The organism is Sphingomonas sp. AP4-R1 (assembly GCF_013113735.1).
Classification (GTDB): Bacteria; Pseudomonadota; Alphaproteobacteria; order Sphingomonadales; family Sphingomonadaceae; genus Sphingomonas_I.
On sequence record NZ_CP053346.1, the window covers coordinates 4488332 to 4509560 of the forward strand.

Genomic DNA, 21229 nt, shown 5'->3' on the forward strand with positions numbered 1-21229 from the left:
CGCCGCGCAGCGATCGGCCGCCGTCGTCAGTTCCGGCCTGCGGCCAGTCTTGCCTTCAGCATCTCGCCACCCACCACGAAATAGGGGTGGCGGATCAGCATCCCGACGGCCACCCAGGCCAGCACCGACGCGCCGATGGCGAGGACGAAGCGGCCGAAATCGAGCGTATCGGGCCAGTTCCAGTGGTGCATGAAGATCCAGGCCGGTGCCGCCGCGCTGGCCGCGAGCAGCATATTCCCGCCCAGCAGCCTCGGCCAGACCCGCCAGGGAAGCCCGCCCAGACGCTGCATCGCCCAGGAATAGAGGAAGAAGGTCACGATGGCATCGGCGGCACGCGCCCAGATCACGCCCGAAAAGCCCCACGGCGCCGCGATCAGGACGAAGCCGATCGCATAGACCGCGTGGGCCGCCTCGATCCACGCATTCACGCCGACCCGATCGCGCACCAGCAGGATCTCGCTGCCGCCCGACCGCGCCTGATCGAAGGCGATGGAAAGACACAGGATGGGCAGCGCCTGCGCGGCCAGTTCCCATCTGGGCCCATAGAGCAGGCTGACGATCGGCCCGGCCAGCACGGCCAGCCCAGCCAGCGCCGGCCAGACGATGAACAGCATCAGCTCCTGCAGCTCTGCCACCGCTTGCTCATGCGGCACGCCGCTGTTGACCTCGCGGAAGAAGCGCGGCGCGCCGACCCGCGCGGTGGCGCCGGCGAGCGTCTTGCCGATCAGATCGAGGGCCGCGCTGGAGCGATTGAAATAGCCCAATTTCTCGATGCCGAGCAGCCGCCCGATCACCAGCCCCGGCGCCTGCGAGGTGATCGCCTGCCCCAGCGTGAGCGCGAAGAAGCGCGCGCCGAACCGCCGCAGGACGCGCCACTGGTCCCGGTCGATCACCGGCTTCGAACGGGCTTCTTTCACCAGCACCACGATCGCGACGACGAAGGACAGCAGCGACGAGGCCAGGAGCCCCAGGACGAGCGAGAAGACGCCGAGATGAAGGCTCAATTCCGCCGCGATCGAGACGGCCGTCTGCGACAGCGCCTTGCTGATCTGGAGGATGGCGACGCCGGAGAAGCGGCCATGCCGCACCCAATACGCATCCGAAATCGCTTCCGGCGAATTGAGGAAGGGCACGATCGCGACGGCGAGGGTAACCCACCCGATCAGCCGATTTTCGCCGAACCACCCCGCCGCCGGCGCCAGCACGGCCACGATCGCGGTCGCGGCAAGCCCCTGGATCATCGCCATCGCGAACACGCCGTCCAGCTTGGCCGGAGTCAGCTCGGCCTCGCTCAGCACATATTGGCTCATCCCCATCTGGAGCAGCCACTGCGTGGTCGCGTAGATGGCCAGCGCATACGCGAACAGGCCATAGTCGGTCGGCGTCAGCAGACGCGCGAGAATAACCGTCGAGAGAAGGGACGCGACGGCGGTGGCGAACTGGCCACCGACGCTCCAGCCTATAGCCCGCGCCCGGTTCAAGGTCGGCCTACCACCACTGCTCCGGTCGTGCCGCGAAGCCCGCGCGTTGCTCGATCGCGAGGCCGGCATCCAGCACACCCTGCTCGTCCAGCGGCCTGCCGATGATCTGCAGACCCAGCGGCAGTCCCTTCTCGTCCAGCCCGGCGGGCACGGACATGGCGGGCAGGCCCGCCAGGCTGGCCGGCACGGTGAAGACGTCGTTCAGATACATGGCCAGCGGATCGGCATTCTTCTCGCCCAGCGCAAAGGCGGCGGACGGCGCGGTCGGCGTCAGCAGCAGATCGCACTGCTCGAACGCCTGCTCGAAATCGCGCGCGATCAGCGCACGGACGCGCTGCGCCTTCGTGTAATAGGCATCGTAATAGCCGGCCGACAGCACATAGGTGCCGATCAGGATGCGCCGCTTCACTTCCGGGCCGAAGCCCTCCGCGCGCGTCGCCGCATACATGTCCTGCAAATTCGCGCCGTCGGGCAGATCGCGCAGGCCGTAGCGCACGCCATCATAGCGGGCGAGGTTGGACGACGCCTCGGCGGGGGCGATGATATAATAGGTCGCCAGCGCATAGCTGGTGTGCGGCAGCGAAACCGAGACCACCTCGGCGCCCGCATCCTTCACCAGCGCGATGCCCTTTTCCCACAAGGCCTCGATCTCGGCGGGCATGCCCTCGACGCGATATTCCTTGGGAATACCGATCTTCTTGCCCGTGAGATCGGCCGACAGCAGCTTTTCCCAGTTCGGCACCGGCAGATCGAGCGAAGTCGCGTCCTTCGGATCGAAGCCGCTCATCGTCTCCAGCAGGATCGCACAGTCGCGCACGTCGCGCGCCATCGGCCCCGCCTGATCGAGCGAGGAGGCGAAGGCGACGATGCCCCAGCGCGAGCAGCGCCCGTAGGTCGGCTTGATGCCCGAAATGCCGGTGAAGGCGGCGGGCTGGCGGATCGAGCCGCCCGTATCGGTGCCGGTCGCCGCCGGGCACAGCCGCGCCGCGATCGCGGCCGAGGAACCGCCCGAGGAGCCGCCCGGCGCCAGCGCCGCATTGCCGCCGTCGTTGCGCCGCCAGGGCGAGACGACGTTGCCGAAATAGCTGGTCTCGTTGGACGACCCCATCGCGAACTGATCGAGATTGAGCTTGCCGAGCATGCCCGCGCCCGCCTCGAACAATTTGGCCGCGACGGTCGCGTCATAGGGCGGCACGAAGCCTTCCAGCATGTGGCTGGCGGCCGTGGTCTGGACGCCGGCGGTGGCGAACAGATCCTTCATGCCGATCGGCACGCCGGACAGCGGCTTCAGCGCGCCCTCGCCCCGCGCCTTGTCGGCGGCGTCGGCGGCGGCCAGCGCATGATCGGGCGTCTCGACGATATAGGCGTTGAGCGCCTTGGCCCCCGCCACGGCGGCGTTGAAGGCCTCGGCCACTTCGCGCGCGGAAAAGGCGCCGTCGCGCACGCCGTCGCGAATCTGGGCGACGGTCAGGTCGGTCAACACGGTCATTATTCGATCACCTTGGGCACGGCGAAGAAGCCATGCTCTGCCTGCGGGGCGTTCTGCAGCACCTTCTCGCGGATGCCGCCATCCGTCACCTTGTCCTCGCGCAGGCGCAGGTGGTTGGGGATCACGGCGGCGAGCGGCTCGACGCCGGTCGTATCCACCTCGCTCAGTTGCTCGATGAAGCCGAGAATGTTGTTGAGCTCGGGCACCATCGCCTCCACCTCGGCTTCGGTGGCGGCGATGCGGGCGAGGCTCGCGATCTTGCGGACGGTTGCGGCATCTACGGACATGCCGCGGCGGCTAGCATCGCCACCCATAGACGGCAAGCGGAGCGAGGCGAACATCGCCGTGACCGCCCGAAAGTCTCCTGAGGCACGCCAGTCGCGCCGTGTCCCAGGTGGCACCGCGAACAGAGAGGAGCGCGACGGCCTCGGCATGATCGGAGACGACGAGAACCCAGTTGATCGGCTGCCGCAGGCTCGACACGACCCATCTGGCGGACCGATCGAAAACATCCCGCGCGCCGGACCCCAGCGCGCGCATCTCCTCCGCCGTTCTGAACGAAATGTCGTGCACGACCATCGCGTCGACCAGCGGCCGCAGAAACGGACTGCCGGGCGCCGCGCCGTCCGGACGCAGCAAGGCTTGCACGGGAAGCAGCGCCGCCGCCAATGATCCGGCATCGCCTTGCGCCAACGAACCGGCCGAATCCCCTGCTCCGGCCGTCTGCAGACCGGCGTCGCGGCGGGAACCCACTCCCTGAATTGGATAATCCACGATCGCCGTGGCCGTCGCCTGCGCCGAACCCAGCATTGCCGATAGCGCAATGCACCACTGCCAAAAGCGTCCCCGCATCTCTTCCCCCACAAAAGAGAATCGCATCTGCTGCGACGCACAAATGGCTAGCAGTTTGTTAACCGAACGGACATGGATTAGGTCCGTTTTGGGGAGATTTTTAAGCATTTCGGCCGAGCTAGCCGTCCCGCCCCCGCGGCCGTTGTACGGAGGGGCCGTTCGCGGATACGGAGGACCTCCGTTCACTGCATTCCGGGATCAGCCGCCATCGCCCGCAAATTTCTCTACGCGATCGCCGCGATCATCCTGCTGGTCCTGGCTTTCGGGGTGTGCTGGGCGCTGTTCCAGGATCGCTTCATCCGCTGGACCTTCGTTCCGTCCGTGGCGTTCGCGGAGAAGGATGCGGGCCCTGCGCCGGATTATGCGAAGGTCACCGCCTGGGTCGCCCGCCCCGATCTGGCGCTCGATCCCTCGCGCTATACGCCGCCCGGCATCACGCCCGGCGATTATCCCCGCGCCGCCACCTTCTACATCCCGCCCACCACCTATCTCAGCAAGGAGCGTTGGAACGGGCCGGTGGCCGATGCCGACGCGAAGGCGCGCACGATCCTCTTCGCGAAAAGCCAGGCCAGCGCCTTCAACGAGATGGGGCCGGTCTGGGCGCCTTATTATCGGCAGGCGACGCTGGGCGCTTTCCTCGCCACCGACGATCCGCGCTCGGCCCAGGCGCTCGATCTGGCTTATGCCGATGTCGCCCGCGCCTTCGACGCCTTCCTCGCGGAACAGCCGCTCGATCGCCCGATCATCCTCGTCGGGCACAGCCAGGGCTCGCTCCTCCTGCTGCGGCTGCTGCGTGAGAAGGTGCGCGGCACCGATCTCTTCTCGCGCATCGTGGCCGCCTATGCGATCGGCTGGCCCATCTCGACCACCGCCGATCTGCCCGCCCTGAGCCTGCCCGCCTGCAAGGCGCCCACCGCGCATGGCTGCCTCGTCGCGTGGCAGAGTTTCGCGGAGCCTGCCGATCCGCGCCTGCTCACGGCCTATTTCGATGCGACCACCGGCTATGCGGGCCTGCCCCGCAAGGGCACGGCGATGCTCTGCACCAATCCGCTGACCGGCAAGGCCGGCGGATCGGCCCCCGCTTCCGCCAATCTCGGCGCGCTCGTGCCCGACAAGGATTATGCGACCGCCAGTCTGAAAAAGGGCTTCGTCGGCGCCACCTGCACGCCGGGGGGTGTCCTCTCGATCGGCGCGCTGCCGGAGGGCTTTGGCAGCTATGTGCTGCCCGGCAACAATTATCACGTCTTCGACGTCGCCTTGTTCTGGGCGAATCTCCGCGCCGATGCTAGGCGCCGCACCGCCGCGATGTCCGCACGATGATCACGACCAGCGCTCCCGAATTCCGCGATGCCTTCCCCGAGGGCGGACGTCTGGCCGGGCTGGATGTCGGCACCAAGACGATCGGCGTCGCGATGTGCGATGCGGGCTGGCACATAGCGAGCCCGGCCGAGACGATCCGCCGCACCAAATTCTCGGTCGACAAAGCGATCCTGCGCCAGTTGCTCGTGCAGCAGAGCGCGAAGGGCCTCGTCGTCGGCCTGCCGCTCAGCCTCGACGGGACGGACAGCCCGCGCACGCAGTCCGTCCGAGCCTTCTGCCGCAATATCGAGGAGATCGGTCTGCCGATCCTGCTGTGGGACGAGCGCTGGTCCACCGCCGCCGTCACCCGCACCCTGCTGGAGGCCGACACCAGCCGCGCCCGCCGCCGCGAACTCGTCGACAAGCTCGCCGCCGCCTACATCCTGCAGGGCGCGATCGATGCGATGGCGGGGATTGGATAGCGCACAAAATGCTTCCCCCGTTCGTGCTGAGCCTGCCGAAGCCTGTCCTGAGCGCCTGCCTTGGCAGGCAGTCGAAGGGCACCGTCCTTCTTTTGAGCCGTTGAGCGAGGAAGAGCGGCCCTTCGACAGGCTCGGGGCAAACGGGAAAGCTTGAGCTAGCCGAGCCACCCGATTAGGAACCCCCTCAATGTCTTCCGCCCCGCCCCGCTCCAGAGACGAGAGGTTGGGGGTTCATCCGTTCCCCCATCGCCACCTGCTCGGCATCGCCGGCCTCGCGCCCCACGAAATCCTCTATCTGCTCGACGAAGCCGAGCAGTGGATCGCGCTCAATCGCTCCACCGCGAAGCGTGACGACAGGCTTCACGGCCTCACCCAGATCAACGCCTTCTTCGAAAATTCGACTCGCACGCTGCTGAGCTTCGAGATCGCCGGCAAGCGGCTGGGGATGGACGTGGTCAACATGGCCGTCGCCACCTCCAGCGTGAAGAAGGGCGAAACGCTGATCGATACGGCGATCACGCTGAACGCGATGCGCCCCGACGTGATCGTGATCCGCCACGATGCCTCCGGCGCCGTCCGCCTGATCGCGGACAAGGTCGACTGCCCCGTGCTGAACGCCGGCGACGGCCGCCACGAACATCCGACGCAGGCTTTGCTCGACGCGCTCACGATCCGCCGCCGCAAGGGCCGCATCGCCGGGCTGACCGTCGCCATCTGCGGCGACGTGCTGCACAGCCGCGTCGCCCGATCGAACATCCTGGCACTCGGCACATTGGGCGCGGACGTGCGCGTCGTCGGCCCGCCGACTCTGCTGCCGCCGCAGATCGAGCGGATGGGCGTCACCCGCTTCACCGATTTCGACGCAGGGCTGGAAGGCGCCGACGTCGTGATGATGCTCCGCCTGCAGAGCGAGCGGATGGACGGTGCCTTCGTGCCCTCCCCGCGCGAATATCATGCGCTGTACGGCCTCACCGCCGAGCGCCTGGCCCGCGCCGCGCCCGATGCGCTGGTGATGCACCCAGGCCCGATGAATCGCGGCGTCGAGATCGCCAGCGACGTGGCCGACGATCTCAACCGCTCCGCCATTCCCGAGCAGGTCGAAATGGGCGTCGCCCTCCGCATGGCCTGTCTCGACGTGCTGACGCGCGGGCAGCGCGGCGTGGAGGGCTGGGCATGACGCTCGCGCTGCTCAACGGCCGCATCGTCACGCCCGGCGGCGTGATCGAGGGCGGTGTCCTGATCCGCGACGGCCGCATCGCCGCCGTCGGCCCGTTCGAGGTGCCGACCGGCGCGCAGACGATCGATGTGCGCGGCAAGCTGATCGCGCCCGGCATCGTCGATGTCGGCGTGTTCGCGATCGACATGCCCGCCTTCGTCGCGGGCGGCATCACGCGCGCGCTGCTGATGCCCGATCAGTCGCCCCCGCTGGATACGGTCGCTCTGATCCAGCGCGCCGCAGCGGCCGGAAAGCCGCACGTGTGGATCCACCCGCTCGCCGCCGCCACCAAGGGGCTGAAGGGCGGCGACCTCGCCGAAATCGGCCTGATGGCGCGTGGCGGGGCGACCGGCGTGGCCACCGGCCGCGAATGGATCGCCGATTCGGCCGTCATGCTGCGTCTTCTCAGCTATGCAGGCGCGCTCGGCCTCGTCACGATCAGCCATCCCGAGGATGGCGGCCTGGTGCGCGGGGCCGTCGCCACCGAGAGCGAGGCAGCCACCCGCATGGGGCTACCGGCCGCCCCCGCCGAAGCGGAAGCGCTCGCCGTGCAGCGCGATCTGTTGCTGGCCGAGATCACCGGCGCGCCGATCCACTTCCGTCAGGTCACCACCGCGCGCGCGATCGATCTGATCCGCGCCGCCAAGGCCAAGGGCCTGCCCGTCACCTGCGGCATCACGCCCGCGCATTTCCTGCTGTCCGACGTGGCGATGGGCGATTTCCGCACCTTCTCGCGTCTGTCCCCGCCGCTGCGCGACGAGGCCGACCGGCTCGCCTGCGTCGCGGCACTCGCGGACGGCACGATCGATCTGATCTGTTCGGGCCACGATCCGCGCGGCCCCGAGGCCAAGCGCCTGCCCTTCTCCGATGCCGAACCCGGCATGGCGGGCGCCGAGACGTTGCTGGCCCTGTCGCTCGCACTGGTGCGCGACAGCCATGTCCCGATCGAGCGACTGTTCCAGTTGCTTTCCACCACGCCCGCCCATCGCTTCGGGCTTCCGGCGGGCGCGATCGAACAGGGTGCCGAGGCCGATCTGCTGATCGTCGACGAACATGCGCCGTGGCGGATCAATTCCGAGCAACTGGTCGCCAGCGCGGGCAACACGCCCTTCGATGGGCTGCCGGTGGAGGGCCGCGTGGTGACCACGGTGAAGGGCGGGACGATCCTCGGATGAAGCTGAGTCACACCGCTTTCGCGCTCGCTCCCATCCTGCTCGCGCTGGCGGCGCCCGTCGCCGCGCAGTCGATCGATGCGATCCAGACGAGGGCCGCCGCCGGCGACCGCGCGTCGCAATTCCTGCTGGGCGAGGCCTATCGCACCGGGCAGGGCGTGACGCCCGATCGCGATCAGGCGATCGCCTGGTTCCGCAAGGCCGCCGCGCAGGGCGACACCCGTGCCGCCGACGCGCTCGGCCTGCTGCTGTTCACCAAGGGCGAGCGCAAGGAGGCCATCCCGCTGCTGGAAGGCGCGGAAACGCGGCAGGATGCGCGCGCTTTGTATCTGCTCGGCACCGCCCGCTTCAACGGTGACGGCGTCCCCAAGGATCTGCCGCGCGCTTATGCCGAGATGCGCGCCGCCGCCGACAAGTCGCTGCCGCAGGCGATCCGCAGCCTCCAGCTGATGGAGCCCTATATCAGCGCGCAGGATCGTCAGGCGGCCGCCGCGATCCGCCCCGGCGTGACGCCGGTCGCCACGGCTTCCGTCGCGCCGGCATCGGTCGCCCCGACCGCAGCCGTGCCGAGCACCGCGCCCGTCGCCACCGCCATCGCGCGGCCGTCCCCGACTCCGATCCGCACGACGGCGATCCCGCCATCCGTCCCGGTCGAGGCGACCAGTCCGCTGACGCCGCCCGCGCCGTCACCGGCCGCCCAGACGCCGCTCGCCCCCTCGCCCCTGCCGGCGCCCACGGCGACGTCGGCCGCCGTACTGGCTCCGCTAACCCCACCGGCAGCGCTCCCGGCACCGACACCGGCCCCCATCCCCGTCGCGGTGGCGAAGCCTGCCCCTCTTCCGGCCCCCGCCCCGCCGCCGAGGCCGAAGCCCGTCACCCCCGCCACCGGAAAATGGCGCGTCCAACTCGGCGCGCTCACCACGCAGGACAAGGCCGAGGATCAGTGGCGCGCGCTCGTGAAGAAGCTGCCCGAACTCAACCGCCTCACCCACGTCGTCGTGCAGGCCGGCCCGATCTGGCGCCTGCAGGCGAGCGGGCTCGCCAGCCGGGATGAGGCGAATGATCTCTGCAAGGCCGTGGTCGCCAAAAATGGCGTCTGCATCGCGCTGAACCCGGCCTGATGCGCGCGCCTCGCCCCGCCTCCCATCTCGCCCGGCGCGATATTCTGGGCGGTGCGCTGGGGCTTGGCGCGCTGTCTCTTCTCCCCGCCCCGCTCCGCGCGGCCGAGATCGACACGAGCGACCTCGCCAGCATGATCGGCGACGTGAAACCGATCGACGCGGCCGAGCGAGCCGCCCGGCTGGAGCGCGCCCAGCGCCTGATGCGCGACAACCGCATCGATGCCGTGCTGATCGAGCCTGGCGCGAGCCTCGTCTATTTCACCGGCATCGAATGGCATCTGAGCGAACGGCTGACCGCCGCCGTGCTGCCCGCCAAGGGTGAGGCGATCGTCGTCACGCCCTTCTTCGAGGAGCCTTCCGTCCGCCAGTCGCTCGCCGTCCCCGCCGACGTGCGGACATGGAACGAGGATGAGGATCCGATCGCCCGCATCGCGCAGGCGCTGCGCGATCGCGGCCTCGCCACGGGCCGGATCGGCATCGAGGAGCGCGTGCGCTTCTTCGCCAGCGACGGCCTCGCCCATGCGCTCCCGCAGGCGAAGCTCGTCTCGGCCAATCCCGTCGTACGCGGTTGCCGGATGCGTAAGACCCCCGCCGAGATCGCGCTGATGCAGAAGGCCAGCGACATCACGATCGCCGCCTATCGCTGGACCCATCCGCGCATTCGCGAGGGCATGGGCCCGCGCGACATCGGCGCGCTGATGGACGCCGCCACGCGCAGGCTGGGCGGCGTGACCGAATTCAACCTGATCCTGCTGGGCGAGGCCGCCGCCTACCCGCACGGCTCGTCCAGGCCCCAGCGCGTGCGCGAGGGCGAAGTCGTGCTGATGGACTGCGGCTGCACGGTCGAAGGCTATCAGTCCGATATCTCGCGCACCTTCGTTCCCGGTCGCGCGCCGGATGCGGTGCGGACGGTGTGGGATACGGTCGCCGAGGGGCAGCGCATCGCTCTTGCCACCGCGAAACCCGGCACGCCTGCGGGCGCGGTCGACGATGCCGTCCGCGCTTTCTACACGAAGCGGGGCTTCGGCCCCGGCTACACGCTTCCGGGCCTGTCCCACCGCACCGGCCACGGCATCGGCCTCGATGGCCACGAGCCGGTCAATCTCGTCCACGGCGAGGCGACGCCGCTCGCCTCCGGCATGTGCTTCTCGAACGAGCCCGGTTTGTATCTTCCGGGCAAATTCGGCGTGCGACTGGAGGACTGCTTCCACATGACCGATGCGGGCCCCCAATGGTTCTCGTCCCCGCCACCCTCGCTGGATCGCCCGTTCGACTGAGCGGATGACGGCGGGGTCCGATCCGCCGAAAATCCCCTCCCGCATCGACGATCCACCCCACGATGCAAACCCCGCATCGCCCGATATCCGGAAAGTGTTGGTGGCGGCACGAAGACCCGGCGTAGCAAAGTCAGGCTGAATTCCGGCCAGCAGAGCCGGACGCGGAGGGAGAGGATCGATGGAAAGACGCGCATTCATGGCGCTCGGCGGCGCGGCACTGGCGGCCGGCGGGCTGGGCATGGCGCCCGCCTCGGGCGCCCCTGCAAAACCGACGCGCCCCGGCCGCAAGCCGCTCCTGATGAAGCTCGGCTGCCAGAGCGAGCCTTCCACCGAAGAGCATTTCGCCTTCTTCGCCCGCTATGGCATCCACAATGTCTGCGCCAAGCCGGAGACGTCGGGCGGCCGCCTTTATTCGACCGTCGAGGAGCTCGAAAAGCTCAAGGCGATGGGCGCGCGCCACGAACTCGCCATCGACATGGTCCAGCCCATCCTGCTGCCCTCCAGCCATATCGATCGCGAGGCGCATCCCGCGATCATGCTGGCCGACAGCCCGGAGCGGGATCGCGACATAGAGGCGTTCCAGACGCTGATCCGCAACTGCGCGAAAGCGGGCATCCCCGCGATCAAATATAATATGAGCCTGCTCGGCGTGCTGCGCGTGGGCGACGTGCCGGGGCGCGGCGACGTGCGCTATCTGGAATGGGATGCGGCCACCGCCAAGCCCAAGACTCCGCTCACCAAGGCCGGCCCGGTCAATGCCGACGCTTTCTGGGAGCGGATCACCTATTTCCTCGATCGCGTCGTGCCGGTGGCCAACGAATATAAGGTGCGGATCGCCTGCCACCCGCACGATCCGGGCGTACCGCCGAGCGGCTATCAGGGTATCGATCGCGTGCTGGGCACGATCGATGGGCTCAAACGCTTCGTCAGTATCCGGGAAAGCGCCTATCACGGCCTGAATTTCTGCCAGGGCACGATCTCCGAAGACCTCGCCGATCCGAATACGCAGATCCACGACGTGATCCGCTGGTTCGGGACGCGGAAGAAGATCTTCAACGTCCACTTCCGCAACATCCGCGGCCACCGCGACAAATTCCTCGAAGTCTATCCGGACGAGGGCAGCGTCGACATGGTCCGCGCGCTCGAGACCTATCGCGAGGTGGGCTATGACGGGATGATCATGCCCGATCACGTCCCCGAAGTGCCCGGCGACAATGGCGGTGCGCGACTGGCGAGCTTCGCCTTTTGCTACGGCTATATTCGCGGCCTGATGCAGTCGGCCGAACGGCTGGCATGACGCCCACCTTCGTCATTGCGCCTCCTGCCTTGAGCCAGGGTCGCAATGACGATCGGATGAGCGCCGATATGGATCATGGATCGATCGATGCCCGCTTGGACATGGCCGACCTTACCGGCTTTGCTATGCAAGGCTGAAAGAGCCGCCGCCAGCGGCCGAGACACGATCAGTCCGCCGGTCATGATGCGGCCGGCATCGAGAGGATAGCCCCGAATGGCAGGTATCGCAGCACGCGGCGGCAAGGTTCGTTACTCGATCCTCGCGATGCTCTTCTTCGTATCGATCATCAATTATGCCGATCGCTCGATCCTCGCCATCGCGGCCCCGCTGCTCTCCAAGGATCTGCAGATCGATCCGCTGGAACTGGGCATCGTCTTCTCCGGCTTCGGCTGGGCCTATGTCATCGCGCAATTGCCCGGCGGTTGGGCGCTCGACCGCTTCGGCACCAAGCGCGTCTATCTGGTGGGCATCACGCTCTGGTCGATCTTCACGGCGGCGCAGGGCACGGTGCTGGCGTTCGGCGCGTCGGCCGCGGTTTCGATCCTGTTCGCGCTGCGTTTCCTCGTCGGTTTCGCGGAAGGTCCCTCCTTCCCCGGCAATGCCCGCCTCGTCGCCGCCTGGTTTCCGGCGGCCGAGCGCGGCACGGCGTCCGCCATCTTCAACGCCTCGCAATATTTCGCCACGGTGCTGTTCGCGCCGATCATGGGGTGGATCACCTTCACCTTCGGCTGGCCCTACACCTTCTATTTCATGGGCGCGCTGGGCCTCGTCGCCTCGCTCATCTGGACCGTGACGATCTACAGCCCGCGCACCCATCCGCGCGTGACCGAGGCGGAGATCGATTTCGTCGCGGCGGGCGGCGCACTGGTCGACATGGATCGCGGCACCGTCGCCCGGCCGCCGGCCGTGCCCGGCGAGATGGCGGCGAACCTGCGCGTGCTGCTCAGCAACCGCACGCTCTGGGGCCTCTATATCGGCCAGTTCGCGATCAACACGCTCACCTATTTCTTCATCACCTGGTTCCCGGTCTATCTGGTGCAGGAGCGCGGGATGAACGTGCTGAAGGCGGGCCTGTTCGCCTCGGCGCCGGCCATCTGCGGCTTCCTCGGCGGCGTGCTGGGCGGCATCTGGTCGGACTGGCTGCTGCGGCGCGGCCATTCGCTCACCGTCGCGCGCAAGGTGCCGGTGGTGAGCGGAATGCTCGTCAGCCTCACGATCGTCGCCTGCAATTATGTCGACGTGAATTCGCTGGTGCTGCTGTTCATGAGCATCGCCTTCTTCGGCAAGGGAATCGGCGCGCTCGGCTGGGCGGTGGTGGCGGACGTGGCGCCGCGCAAGGTGGCGGGCCTCAGCGGCGGCCTGTTCAACATGTTCGGCAACCTCTCCTCGATCCTCACCCCGATCGTGATCGGCGGCCTGCTGAAGGCGACCGGCTCGTTCAAGCTGGCTCTGGTGTTCGTGGCCTGCAACGCATTGCTCGCGGCGTTCAGCTACCTCTTCATCGCCGGCAGGATCGAGCGGATCGAGGAAGGCGAGCCCTCGGGCAGCGGCGCGCCCGCGGCTCGCGCGGCGGCGGCCGCCTAGGTCGATCGATGATGCCCGATCCGTATCGCCCAAGTCCCATTTTGAGTTGGCCCTGCAAGACGACCCCCGGCAATCCTTCCTTTCATCCGGCAGCCGCCACCAAGGCGCTCCCCTCCCAAGGACCAGACAAATGATGTCACCGAATGAAATGGCCAAGACGATCGGCGCGGGATTGCTGTCCTTTCCCGTGACGCATTTCGATGCCGATCATCAGTTCGTCGAAGGCGCCTATCGCGAACATTGCGCGTGGATGGCGGGCTACGACGTGGCCGGTCTGTTCGCGGCGGGCGGCACCGGCGAATTCTTCTCGCTGACGCCCGATGAGGTGGTGACGGTGGTGAAGGCCGCCGCGCAGGAAGTGAAGGGCATCCCGCTCCTCTCCGGCTGCGGCTACGGCACCGCGATCGCGACCGAGATGGCGCGCGGCGTGGAGAAGGCCGGCGCGGACGGCATCCTGCTGCTCCCGCCCTACCTCATCAATGCCAAGCAGGAAGGCCTGTTCGCCCATATCGAGGCGGTGTGCCGCTCCACCTCGCTCGGCGTGATCGTCTATAATCGCGACAATGGCGTGATCCACGAGGATACGCTTGCCAAGCTGTGCGATCGCAACCCCAACCTCGTCGGCTTCAAGGACGGCGTGGGCGATATCGAGCTGATGATGCGCGTCTATGCCAAGATGGGCGATCGCCTCACCTATGTGGGCGGCCTGCCCACCGCCGAGACGTTCGCGCCGGCCTATCTGGAAATGGGCGTCACCACCTACTCGTCCGCCATTTTCAACTTCATGCCGGAATGGGCGCTGGCCTTCTACAAGGCCGTCCGCGCGCGCGATCAGGCGACGGTGATGAAGCAGCTCAGCGATTTCGTGCTGCCCTATATCGCGCTCCGCAATCGCGGCACCGGCTATGCCGTGTCGATCGTGAAGGCGGGCATGAAGGTGATCGGTCGCGACGCGGGCCCCGTCCGCCTGCCGCTCACCGATCTGTCGCCCGCCGAAATGGAAGAGCTGACCGCGCTGATCGCCAAGGCCACCGCCAGCGTGCAGCAGGAGAGCAAGGCAGCGTGACGATGATCCTGTCCGAGACCCGCACCGCCCCCTCGCTCGGCGCATCCGACGTCACGGGCCTGCCCGCGATCGTCGAGATGCGGGTGGTGCCGGTCGCCGGGCAGGACAGCATGCTGCTGAACCTCAGCGGCGCGCACGCCCCCTTCTTCACGCGCAACGTGATCGTCGTGCGCGACGCTTCGGGCCGGGTCGGCCTGGGCGAAGTGCCGGGCGGCGAGCCGATCCGGCGCACGCTGGAGGATGCGCGCGCGATCGTGGAGGGCGCGCGCGTCGGCGATCATGGCCGCGTGCTGAATGCGGTGCGCGCCGCCTTCGCCTCGCGCGACGCCGCCGGGCGCGGGCTGCAGACCTTCGACCTGCGCACCACGATCCACGTCGTCACCGCGATCGAGGCGGCGATGCTGGATCTGCTCGGCCAGCATCTCGGCCTGCCGGTCGCGGCCCTGCTCGGCGACGGGCAGCAGCGCGACCGGGTCGAGATGCTCGGCTATCTCTTCTACATCGGTGACCGGCGGAAAACCGATCTGCCCTATCGCGACGGCAGCGGCGCGAAGGACGGTTGGGAGCGGCTCCGCGATCAGGAGGCGCTCACGCCGGACGCCGTCGTCGCTCTCGCCGAGGCGACGCACGAACGCTACGGCTTCCGCGATTTCAAGCTGAAGGGCGGCGTGCTCTCCGCCGATCAGGAGATGGAGGCCGCCACCGCGCTCGCCCGTCGCTTCCCCGAAGCGCGCGTGACGCTGGATCCCAACGGCGCCTGGTGGCTCGCGGAGGCGATCGCCGTCTGCAGGGGCAAGAACGACGTCCTCGCTTATGCCGAGGATCCGTGCGGCGCCGAGAATGGCTATTCGGGCCGCGAGGTGATGGCCGAATTCCGCCGCGCGACCGGACTGCCTACCGCGACCAACATGATCGCCACCGACTGGCGCCAGCTGGGCGCCGCGATCAAGCTGGACGCGATCGACATTCCGCTCGCCGATCCGCATTTCTGGACGATGCAGGGCGCCGTCCGCGTCGGCCAGCTCTGCAGCGAATGGGGCCTCACCTGGGGCTCGCACTCGAACAACCATTTCGACATTTCGCTGGCGATGTTCACGCACTGCGCTGCCGCCGTGCCGGGCCGCGTCACCGCGATCGACACGCACTGGATCTGGCAGGACGGTCAGCGCCTGACGCGCGATCCGCTGGAGATACGCGACGGCCACGTAAACGTGCCCGAAAAGTCCGGCCTCGGCATCGAGATCGACATGGATGCGCTGGAGGCGGCCTATCGCCTCTACCAGCAGCACGGCCTTGGCGCGCGTGACGACGGCGTGGGCATGCAATATCTGGTCGAGGGGTGGACGTTCGACAACAAGCGCCCCTGCCTCGTCCGCTGATATGCGTCCGCGCTTGTGTGCCCTGCCTGATTGCCGCAATCCTCTGTGATGTTTGAACTCATGCAGCTGCGCTGCTTCGTCGCGGTGGCGGAGGAGCTTCATTTCGGCAAAGCCGCGTCGCGCATGAACATGACGCAGCCGCCGCTCAGCCGGCAGATCCAGATCCTGGAGCGCATCCTCGATGTGGAGCTGTTCAAGCGCAGCAGCCGCTCGGTCGAGCTGACGGCGGCGGGCGCGGCCTTCATGAACGATGCGCGCCGGATCGTGCGGCTGGCCGACAATGCGCGGCTGACGGCACGGCGCGCGGCCACGGGCGAAGTGGGCGCGCTCACGCTCGGCTTCACGGCCGCGTCGGGCTACAGCTTCGTGCCCAAACTCGTCGCGCATGCGCGGGCGGGTCTGCCCAATGTCGATCTGCGGCTGAAGGAGATGGTCAGCGTCGAGCAGATCGACGCGCTGATGGCCGGCCAGATCGATATCGGCCTGCTGCGCCCGCCGCTGCGCCGCGCCGAACTCGGCTCGCAGCTGGTGATGCGCGAAGGTCTGGTGATCGCCTGCCACGAGGATGGAGTGGATGGCGCCCCGCCCCCGCGGACGCTGGCCGATTTCAACGACATGCCGGTCGTCATGTATTCGCCCGACGGCGCGCGCTATTTCCACGATCTGGTGCAGGGGCTGATGACCAATGCGGGCGTCGCCCCGCGCTACGTCCAGTATCTCAGCCAGATCCACTCGATCCTCGCGCTGGTCGGCGCAGGCCTCGGCGCCGCGATCGTGCCCGAGGCGGCGCGGTCGCTGCACATGGACGGCATCATCTTCCGCCCGCTGGAGGAAGCGAACGAGCCGGTGGAGCTGATGCTTGCCTGGCGCCACGACAATGACAATCCCGCGATCCAGCGCTTTCTGGCGCGCATGGAGACGATCGGGGGATAGGCGCCTTGCGCCTGCCGTCATCCTGAACTTGTTTCAGGATCCATCGCCCAAGCCATACTGGTCCGCTGTGCGGATCGGACTGGCCATGGATGCTGAAACGAGTTCGGCATGACGATACGGCCCTGCCACCCTTTGTATCGATCAATCGCCGGAGCGCATTGGTCTCCGCAGCCGGCACGCTCCTAAACTCCGCGCGCCGGCCCGACCGGCGGGAGAGACAATCATGAAAATCAGGACCGTCCGGGTCACGCCGATCGCCTTTCGCGACCCGCCTCTGCTCAACGCCAGCGGCATCCACGAACCCTATGCGCTCCGCTCGATCATCGAGGTGGAGACGGACGGCGGCGTGATCGGCCTCGGCGAAAGCTATGGCGACGCCCCCGTGCTGGCCGCGCTGGAGGCGCTGCGCGAGCCGCTGGTCGGCCTCTCCATCTTCGATCTCAACGGGCTGGAAGCGCGCGTCCGCAAGGTCCTCTCCACCCTGCCCCCGCCCGAGGCCGGCGCTGAGCTGGCGCCCGGGTCGCATCCCTCCAAGCAGATCCCCAACGCCTATTCCGCCTTCGAGGTCGCGCTGCTCGACGCGCAGGCGCGCACGATCGGCGTGCCGCTGGTCGAGCTGCTGGGCGGCGCGGTGCGCGAGAAGGTGCCGTTCAGCGCCTATCTCTTCTTCAAATATGCCAGGCATATCGACGATGCCTACGCGCCCGATCCGTGGGGCGAGGCGATCGATCCGGCCGGCATCGTCGCGCAGGCGAAGCGCATGATCAGCACCTATGGCTTCGAGAGCATCAAGCTGAAAGCGGGCGCGCTGGAGCCCGAGGTGGAATGCGCGTCGATCGTGGCATTGTCCGAGGCCTTTCCCGGCCTGCCGCTCCGGATCGATCCCAACGGCAACTGGTCGCTGGAGACGGCGGTGCATTGCGCGGACCAGCTTTACGAGATGCTGGAATATTATGAGGATCCGGTGCCGGGCCTGCAGGGCATGGCCGATCTCCACCGCCGCACCGGCCTGCCGCTCGCGACCAACATGGTCGTCACCGATTTCGAGGAATTGCGCCAGAGCCTGAGCCTCGACAGCGTTCAGATCGTCCTTTCCGATCATCATTATTGGGGCGGTCTGCGGCGCACCCAGCTGCTCGCGCAGATGTGCGAGATATTCGGCCTCGGCCTCTCGATGCACTCCAATTCGCATCTCGGCATCAGCCTGATGGCGATGACGCACCTCGCCGCCGCCACGCCGCGCTTGAGCTATGCCTGCGACACGCATTATCCGTGGGTGGAGGAAGAGGATGAGGTGATCGTGGGCGGCAAGATTCCGATCGTGGGCGGCTGCGTCGCGATCGGCGATGCGCCCGGGCTCGGCGTCGAGCTGGATCGCGACAAACTGGCGACCCTTCACAAACTCTATCGCAATATCGACATAAGAAGTCGCGATGATGCGCGGCAGATGCGGAAATATCAGCCCGACTGGTCCACCCAAAAACCGCGTTTCTGACCGGTCCCCTCCCGGAGGCATTTCATGACGATCCAAGGCAGCATGTTCATCGGCGCGCGCGAAGTGGCGGGCGGCAACGGATCGGTGTTCGCGATCGATCCCGCCACCGGTGAGACGCTCCAGCCTGCCTTCGGCGGCGCGACCTCCGCCGATCTGGATCGCGCCTGCGCGCTCGCGGCCGAGGCGGCCGAGCCTTATGCGGCGCTGGCGCCCGCCGAGCGCGCCGAATTTCTCGAAGCCATCGCCGACGGGATCATGGCGCTGGGCGACGAGCTGATCGTGCGCGTGATGGCCGAAAGCGGCCTGCCGCGCGGCCGTCTGGAAGGCGAGCGTGGGCGCACCTGCAACCAGCTCAAGCTGTTCGCCTCCGTGCTGCGCGCGGGCCGCTATCTCGACGTCCGGATCGATCCCGCCCTTCCCGATCGCACCCCGCCCCGGCCGGATCTGCGCGTGATGAACGTGCCGCTCGGCCCGGTCGCGGTGTTCGGCGCGTCGAACTTCCCGCTCGCTTTCTCGGTGGCCGGAGGCGACACCGCCTCCTCGCTGGCGGCAGGCTGCCCGGTCGTCGCCAAGGCGCATCCCGCGCATCCCGGCACGTCCGAACTGGTCGGCCGCGCCGTGCGGGATGCGGTGGCCAAATGCGGCCTGCCCGAGGGCGTCTTCTCGCTGATCATGGACAGCGGCTATGCGATCGGCTCCGCGCTCGTCGCCGATCCCCGCATCAAGGCGGTGGGCTTCACCGGATCGCGCCGGGGCGGCCTCGCGCTGCAGGCCGTGTCGCAGGCGCGCGCCGAGCCGATCCCGGTCTATGCCGAGATGAGCTCGATCAACCCGGTCGTCCTCTTCCCCCATGCGCTGGCCGAGAAGGCGGAGGCGACCGCCAAGGCGTTCGTCGCCTCGCTCACGCTGGGATCGGGCCAGTTCTGCACCAATCCCGGCCTCGTGCTGGCGGTGGAGGGCGAAGGGCTCGATCGCTTCATCGCCGCCGCGAGCGAGGCGCTGACCGCGCTCCCCGCGCAGACGATGCTGACGCCGGGCATCGCCAAGGCCTATCGCGAGGGCGTCTCGGCGCTGGCCGGCCATGCCGATGTCGAGACGGTGGCGCGCGGTGCAGAGGGTGGCGCGCATTGCGGGCAGGCCGGCTTGTTCGTGACGACGGCCGAAGCCTTCCTGCAGGAAAAGGAACTGCAGGACGAGATCTTCGGCGCCGCCTCGCTCGTCGTCCGCTGCCTCGACATGAAGATGCTGGCCAAGGTGGTGGATGCGCTGGAGGGCCAACTGACCGCCGCGATCCACATCGTCCCGGCTGACGAGGCGGCCGCCGCCGATCTGCTGCCGCGCCTGCGCGCGAAGGTGGGCCGCCTGCTGGTCAACAATTTCGGCACCGGCGTCGAGGTGGCGCATGCGATGGTGCATGGCGGCCCCTATCCGGCGACGTCGGATGCGCGCAGCACCTCGGTCGGCAGCCTCGCCATCGCGCGCTTCCTGCGCCCCTTCTGCTTCCAGGACCTGCCCGACACGCTCCTGCCGGATGCGCTGAAGGATGCGAACCCTCTGGCCATTCCTCGCCTGGTCGACGGCACGCTGCAGGGCTGAGCAGGCGACGAACACCCCTTCTCGTCACCCCGGACTTGATCCGGGGTCCCGCTTCTTCGCCACGTTTGAAGAGAAGCGGGACCCCGGCTCAAGGCCGGGATGACGATGTTGTTTCATAAACGCCCCTGCCCCGTTTTCCGTCCTCGCGGGGAACCCTCCCCGGCATAGGCGCTTATAGTCTCGATCATGCCGCGGCAGGGCGCGCACGCTTTGCCGCGCATTGTCTTGCGCCATCGCCCGCCATGCGCCGGGTGCTGGCGATGCAGCCCGGCTGCATACTCGAACACAGGATGACCGCCGCCCGATGCCGACCAACAGCACCGCTCCCATCGCCCACCCCGGCGCCCATGTGGCGGTCCAAAGCCAGTTGCTCGTAACGCAGACGGCCGATTGGCTGGCCGACAACTGGCTTCGCATCTCGATCGCGCTGGGCATCGCGGCGCTGGTCGTGCTGGGTCTTCTCACGCTGCAGAAGCTCGCGCAGCGCCTGTGTCGCGAGAATGAGGCGCTGGTGGGGTGGCGCACGATCATCGGGCGGCTGGCCGCGCGCACGCGCTTCTGGTTCCTCGTCCTCGTCGCGGCGCGGCTGGTGGATGGCTATGCCGATACGCCGCCGCTGCTGAGCAAGACGATCGGCTTCCTCTTCACCGTCGGCATGACCTTCCAGGCGGCCCTGTGGGCGCGCGAGGTGGTGCTGGGCCTGATCGAGCATCGCGCGGGCGGCGCCGATCATGGCAACAGCGCGCTGGGCTCCGCGATGGGGATCATCCGCGTCCTCGTCACCTTCTCGCTCTTCGCGATCGCCCTGATCCTCGTGCTGGGCAATCTGGGCGTGAACGTCGCGGGCCTGATCGCCGGTCTCGGCATCGGCGGCATCGCCATCGGTCTGGCCGCGCAGGGCGTGTTCGCCGATCTGTTCGCGGGCATCTCGATCCTGTTCGACCGCCCGTTCCGGCTGGGCGACGTGATCTCCTACGGCGACAGCATGGGCACGGTCGAGGCGATCGGCATGCGCACCACGCGCATCCGCGCCTTCACGGGCGAGATGCTGATCATCTCGAACAAGAATCTGCTCGACAAGGAAATCAAGAATGTCAGCGGGCGCGACCATATCCGCCTCTCCTTCACGCTGAGCGTCACCTACGAGACGCCGCCCGAAACGCTGGCGCGCATCCCCGCCATGCTGAAGGAGATGGGCGAGGCGGAGAATGTGAAGGTCGCGCGCGCCGGCTTCGAAACGTTCGCCGCCAGCTCGCTGGATTTCGCCTTCATCATCGACGTGCCCGGCACCGACTGGGGGATCGCGCATCCCACCCGCGATCGACTGCTGGTGGCGATCATGACGCGCTTCGCCGCCGAGGGCATCAATCTCGCCTACCCGACCCAGACCAGCTACACGGCCGCACCCGACGGCAAGCTGATCATGCCCTATCCGGAGCAGATGCCCGTCGCGCGCGGGGGCGGGCAGCCGACGTGATCGTGCCCTGGCC

The 21229-nt window shown here is 67.9% G+C and carries 19 protein-coding genes; 15 read left to right on the plus strand and 4 right to left on the minus strand.

What is annotated here, in order from left to right; all coding sequences use genetic code 11:
• Positions 1 to 26 precede the first annotated feature (26 nt).
• The 4 genes from HL653_RS20475 to HL653_RS20490 are packed head-to-tail and all read right to left on the minus strand — an operon-like array spanning position 27 to position 3930.
• Positions 27 to 1481 carry an oligosaccharide flippase family protein gene (locus HL653_RS20475; RefSeq protein ID WP_171746140.1) on the minus strand — a complete coding sequence of 485 codons (1455 nt, stop codon included), beginning with the start codon at positions 1479 to 1481 and terminating at the stop codon, positions 27 to 29.
• A gap of 7 nt (positions 1482 to 1488) precedes the next feature.
• Positions 1489 to 2970 (minus strand): Asp-tRNA(Asn)/Glu-tRNA(Gln) amidotransferase subunit GatA, encoded by a 1482-nt coding sequence (gatA, locus tag HL653_RS20480; RefSeq protein ID WP_171746141.1) that lies wholly within the window; start codon positions 2968 to 2970, stop codon positions 1489 to 1491.
• The gene (gene gatC, locus HL653_RS20485; RefSeq protein WP_171746142.1) at positions 2970 to 3257 is read right to left on the minus strand and encodes an Asp-tRNA(Asn)/Glu-tRNA(Gln) amidotransferase subunit GatC; all 288 of its coding nucleotides are present in this window, start codon (positions 3255 to 3257) and stop codon (positions 2970 to 2972) included. The genes gatA and gatC overlap by 1 nt, the downstream gene beginning before the upstream one ends.
• A gap of 10 nt (positions 3258 to 3267) precedes the next feature.
• Positions 3268 to 3930, minus strand: a complete 663-nt coding sequence (locus tag HL653_RS20490; protein WP_171746143.1) for a hypothetical protein — start codon at positions 3928 to 3930, stop codon at positions 3268 to 3270.
• A 159-nt stretch (positions 3931 to 4089) separates the two neighbouring features.
• On the opposite strand from HL653_RS20490, the gene HL653_RS20495 reads away from it, so the two are divergent.
• The 15 genes from HL653_RS20495 (at position 4090) to HL653_RS20565 (ending at position 21216) form a co-directional block, all read left to right on the plus strand.
• Positions 4090 to 5142 carry a DUF3089 domain-containing protein gene (locus tag HL653_RS20495; RefSeq protein WP_367613574.1) on the plus strand — a complete coding sequence of 351 codons (1053 nt, stop codon included), beginning with the start codon at positions 4090 to 4092 and terminating at the stop codon, positions 5140 to 5142.
• Positions 5139 to 5603, plus strand: a complete 465-nt coding sequence (gene ruvX, locus HL653_RS20500) for a Holliday junction resolvase RuvX (RefSeq protein ID WP_171746144.1) — start codon at positions 5139 to 5141, stop codon at positions 5601 to 5603. The genes HL653_RS20495 and ruvX overlap by 4 nt, the downstream gene beginning before the upstream one ends.
• A gap of 187 nt (positions 5604 to 5790) precedes the next feature.
• On the plus strand, positions 5791 to 6780 hold the full coding sequence (locus tag HL653_RS20505) for an aspartate carbamoyltransferase catalytic subunit (RefSeq protein WP_171746145.1): 990 nt from the start codon (positions 5791 to 5793) through the stop codon (positions 6778 to 6780).
• Entirely contained in the window at positions 6777 to 7994 is a 1218-nt protein-coding gene (locus tag HL653_RS20510; protein WP_171746146.1) for a dihydroorotase family protein, read from the plus strand. Before HL653_RS20505 ends, HL653_RS20510 begins: the two co-directional genes overlap by 4 nt.
• Positions 7991 to 9112 carry an SPOR domain-containing protein gene (locus HL653_RS20515; RefSeq protein ID WP_171746147.1) on the plus strand — a complete coding sequence of 374 codons (1122 nt, stop codon included), beginning with the start codon at positions 7991 to 7993 and terminating at the stop codon, positions 9110 to 9112. Before HL653_RS20510 ends, HL653_RS20515 begins: the two co-directional genes overlap by 4 nt.
• Entirely contained in the window at positions 9112 to 10389 is a 1278-nt protein-coding gene (locus tag HL653_RS20520) for a Xaa-Pro peptidase family protein (RefSeq protein WP_171746148.1), read from the plus strand. Before HL653_RS20515 ends, HL653_RS20520 begins: the two co-directional genes overlap by 1 nt.
• A 178-nt stretch (positions 10390 to 10567) precedes the next feature.
• Positions 10568 to 11686 carry a mannonate dehydratase gene (locus tag HL653_RS20525; RefSeq protein ID WP_171746149.1) on the plus strand — a complete coding sequence of 373 codons (1119 nt, stop codon included), beginning with the start codon at positions 10568 to 10570 and terminating at the stop codon, positions 11684 to 11686.
• Positions 11683 to 11823 carry a hypothetical protein gene (locus tag HL653_RS20530; protein ID WP_171746150.1) on the plus strand — a complete coding sequence of 47 codons (141 nt, stop codon included), beginning with the start codon at positions 11683 to 11685 and terminating at the stop codon, positions 11821 to 11823. The genes HL653_RS20525 and HL653_RS20530 overlap by 4 nt, the downstream gene beginning before the upstream one ends.
• 76 nt (positions 11824 to 11899) lie before the next feature.
• A complete protein-coding gene (locus HL653_RS20535; protein ID WP_171746151.1) occupies positions 11900 to 13270 on the plus strand; it encodes an MFS transporter in 1371 nt (456 codons plus the stop codon).
• A gap of 130 nt (positions 13271 to 13400) precedes the next feature.
• Entirely contained in the window at positions 13401 to 14336 is a 936-nt protein-coding gene (gene kdgD / locus HL653_RS20540) for a 5-dehydro-4-deoxyglucarate dehydratase (RefSeq protein WP_367613575.1), read from the plus strand.
• Positions 14337 to 14338: 2 nt separating this feature from the next.
• Positions 14339 to 15715, plus strand: coding sequence for a glucarate dehydratase (gene gudD, locus HL653_RS20545; protein ID WP_171746152.1), 1377 nt, complete (start codon positions 14339 to 14341; stop codon positions 15713 to 15715).
• Between the two features lie 48 nt (positions 15716 to 15763).
• On the plus strand, positions 15764 to 16648 hold the full coding sequence (locus HL653_RS20550) for a LysR family transcriptional regulator (RefSeq protein ID WP_171746153.1): 885 nt from the start codon (positions 15764 to 15766) through the stop codon (positions 16646 to 16648).
• A 223-nt stretch (positions 16649 to 16871) separates the two neighbouring features.
• Positions 16872 to 18143 (plus strand): glucarate dehydratase family protein, encoded by a 1272-nt coding sequence (locus HL653_RS20555; protein WP_171746154.1) that lies wholly within the window; start codon positions 16872 to 16874, stop codon positions 18141 to 18143.
• A gap of 24 nt (positions 18144 to 18167) precedes the next feature.
• Entirely contained in the window at positions 18168 to 19739 is a 1572-nt protein-coding gene (locus HL653_RS20560) for an aldehyde dehydrogenase (NADP(+)) (RefSeq protein ID WP_171746155.1), read from the plus strand.
• A 304-nt stretch (positions 19740 to 20043) separates the two neighbouring features.
• Positions 20044 to 21216 carry a mechanosensitive ion channel family protein gene (locus tag HL653_RS20565; RefSeq protein WP_171746156.1) on the plus strand — a complete coding sequence of 391 codons (1173 nt, stop codon included), beginning with the start codon at positions 20044 to 20046 and terminating at the stop codon, positions 21214 to 21216.
• Positions 21217 to 21229: the final 13 nt, after the last annotated feature.

Bases quoted from the DNA above. Each gene is read 5' to 3' on its own strand.
- gatA (WP_171746141.1), bottom strand. From the start codon at position 2,970: ATGACCGTGTTGACCGACCTGACCGTCGCCCAGATTCGCGACGGCGTG.
- gatC (WP_171746142.1), bottom strand. From the start codon at position 3,257: ATGTCCGTAGATGCCGCAACCGTCCGCAAGATCGCGAGCCTCGCCCGC.
- HL653_RS20490 (WP_171746143.1), bottom strand. From the start codon at position 3,930: ATGCTTAAAAATCTCCCCAAAACGGACCTAATCCATGTCCGTTCGGTT.
- ruvX (WP_171746144.1), top strand. From the start codon at position 5,139: ATGATCACGACCAGCGCTCCCGAATTCCGCGATGCCTTCCCCGAGGGC.
- HL653_RS20505 (WP_171746145.1), top strand. From the start codon at position 5,791: ATGTCTTCCGCCCCGCCCCGCTCCAGAGACGAGAGGTTGGGGGTTCAT.
- HL653_RS20510 (WP_171746146.1), top strand. From the start codon at position 6,777: ATGACGCTCGCGCTGCTCAACGGCCGCATCGTCACGCCCGGCGGCGTG.
- HL653_RS20515 (WP_171746147.1), top strand. From the start codon at position 7,991: ATGAAGCTGAGTCACACCGCTTTCGCGCTCGCTCCCATCCTGCTCGCG.
- HL653_RS20520 (WP_171746148.1), top strand. From the start codon at position 9,112: ATGCGCGCGCCTCGCCCCGCCTCCCATCTCGCCCGGCGCGATATTCTG.
- HL653_RS20525 (WP_171746149.1), top strand. From the start codon at position 10,568: ATGGAAAGACGCGCATTCATGGCGCTCGGCGGCGCGGCACTGGCGGCC.
- HL653_RS20530 (WP_171746150.1), top strand. From the start codon at position 11,683: ATGACGCCCACCTTCGTCATTGCGCCTCCTGCCTTGAGCCAGGGTCGC.
- HL653_RS20535 (WP_171746151.1), top strand. From the start codon at position 11,900: ATGGCAGGTATCGCAGCACGCGGCGGCAAGGTTCGTTACTCGATCCTC.
- kdgD (WP_367613575.1), top strand. From the start codon at position 13,401: ATGATGTCACCGAATGAAATGGCCAAGACGATCGGCGCGGGATTGCTG.
- gudD (WP_171746152.1), top strand. From the start codon at position 14,339: ATGATCCTGTCCGAGACCCGCACCGCCCCCTCGCTCGGCGCATCCGAC.
- HL653_RS20550 (WP_171746153.1), top strand. From the start codon at position 15,764: ATGTTTGAACTCATGCAGCTGCGCTGCTTCGTCGCGGTGGCGGAGGAG.
- HL653_RS20555 (WP_171746154.1), top strand. From the start codon at position 16,872: ATGAAAATCAGGACCGTCCGGGTCACGCCGATCGCCTTTCGCGACCCG.
- HL653_RS20560 (WP_171746155.1), top strand. From the start codon at position 18,168: ATGACGATCCAAGGCAGCATGTTCATCGGCGCGCGCGAAGTGGCGGGC.
- HL653_RS20565 (WP_171746156.1), top strand. From the start codon at position 20,044: ATGCCGACCAACAGCACCGCTCCCATCGCCCACCCCGGCGCCCATGTG.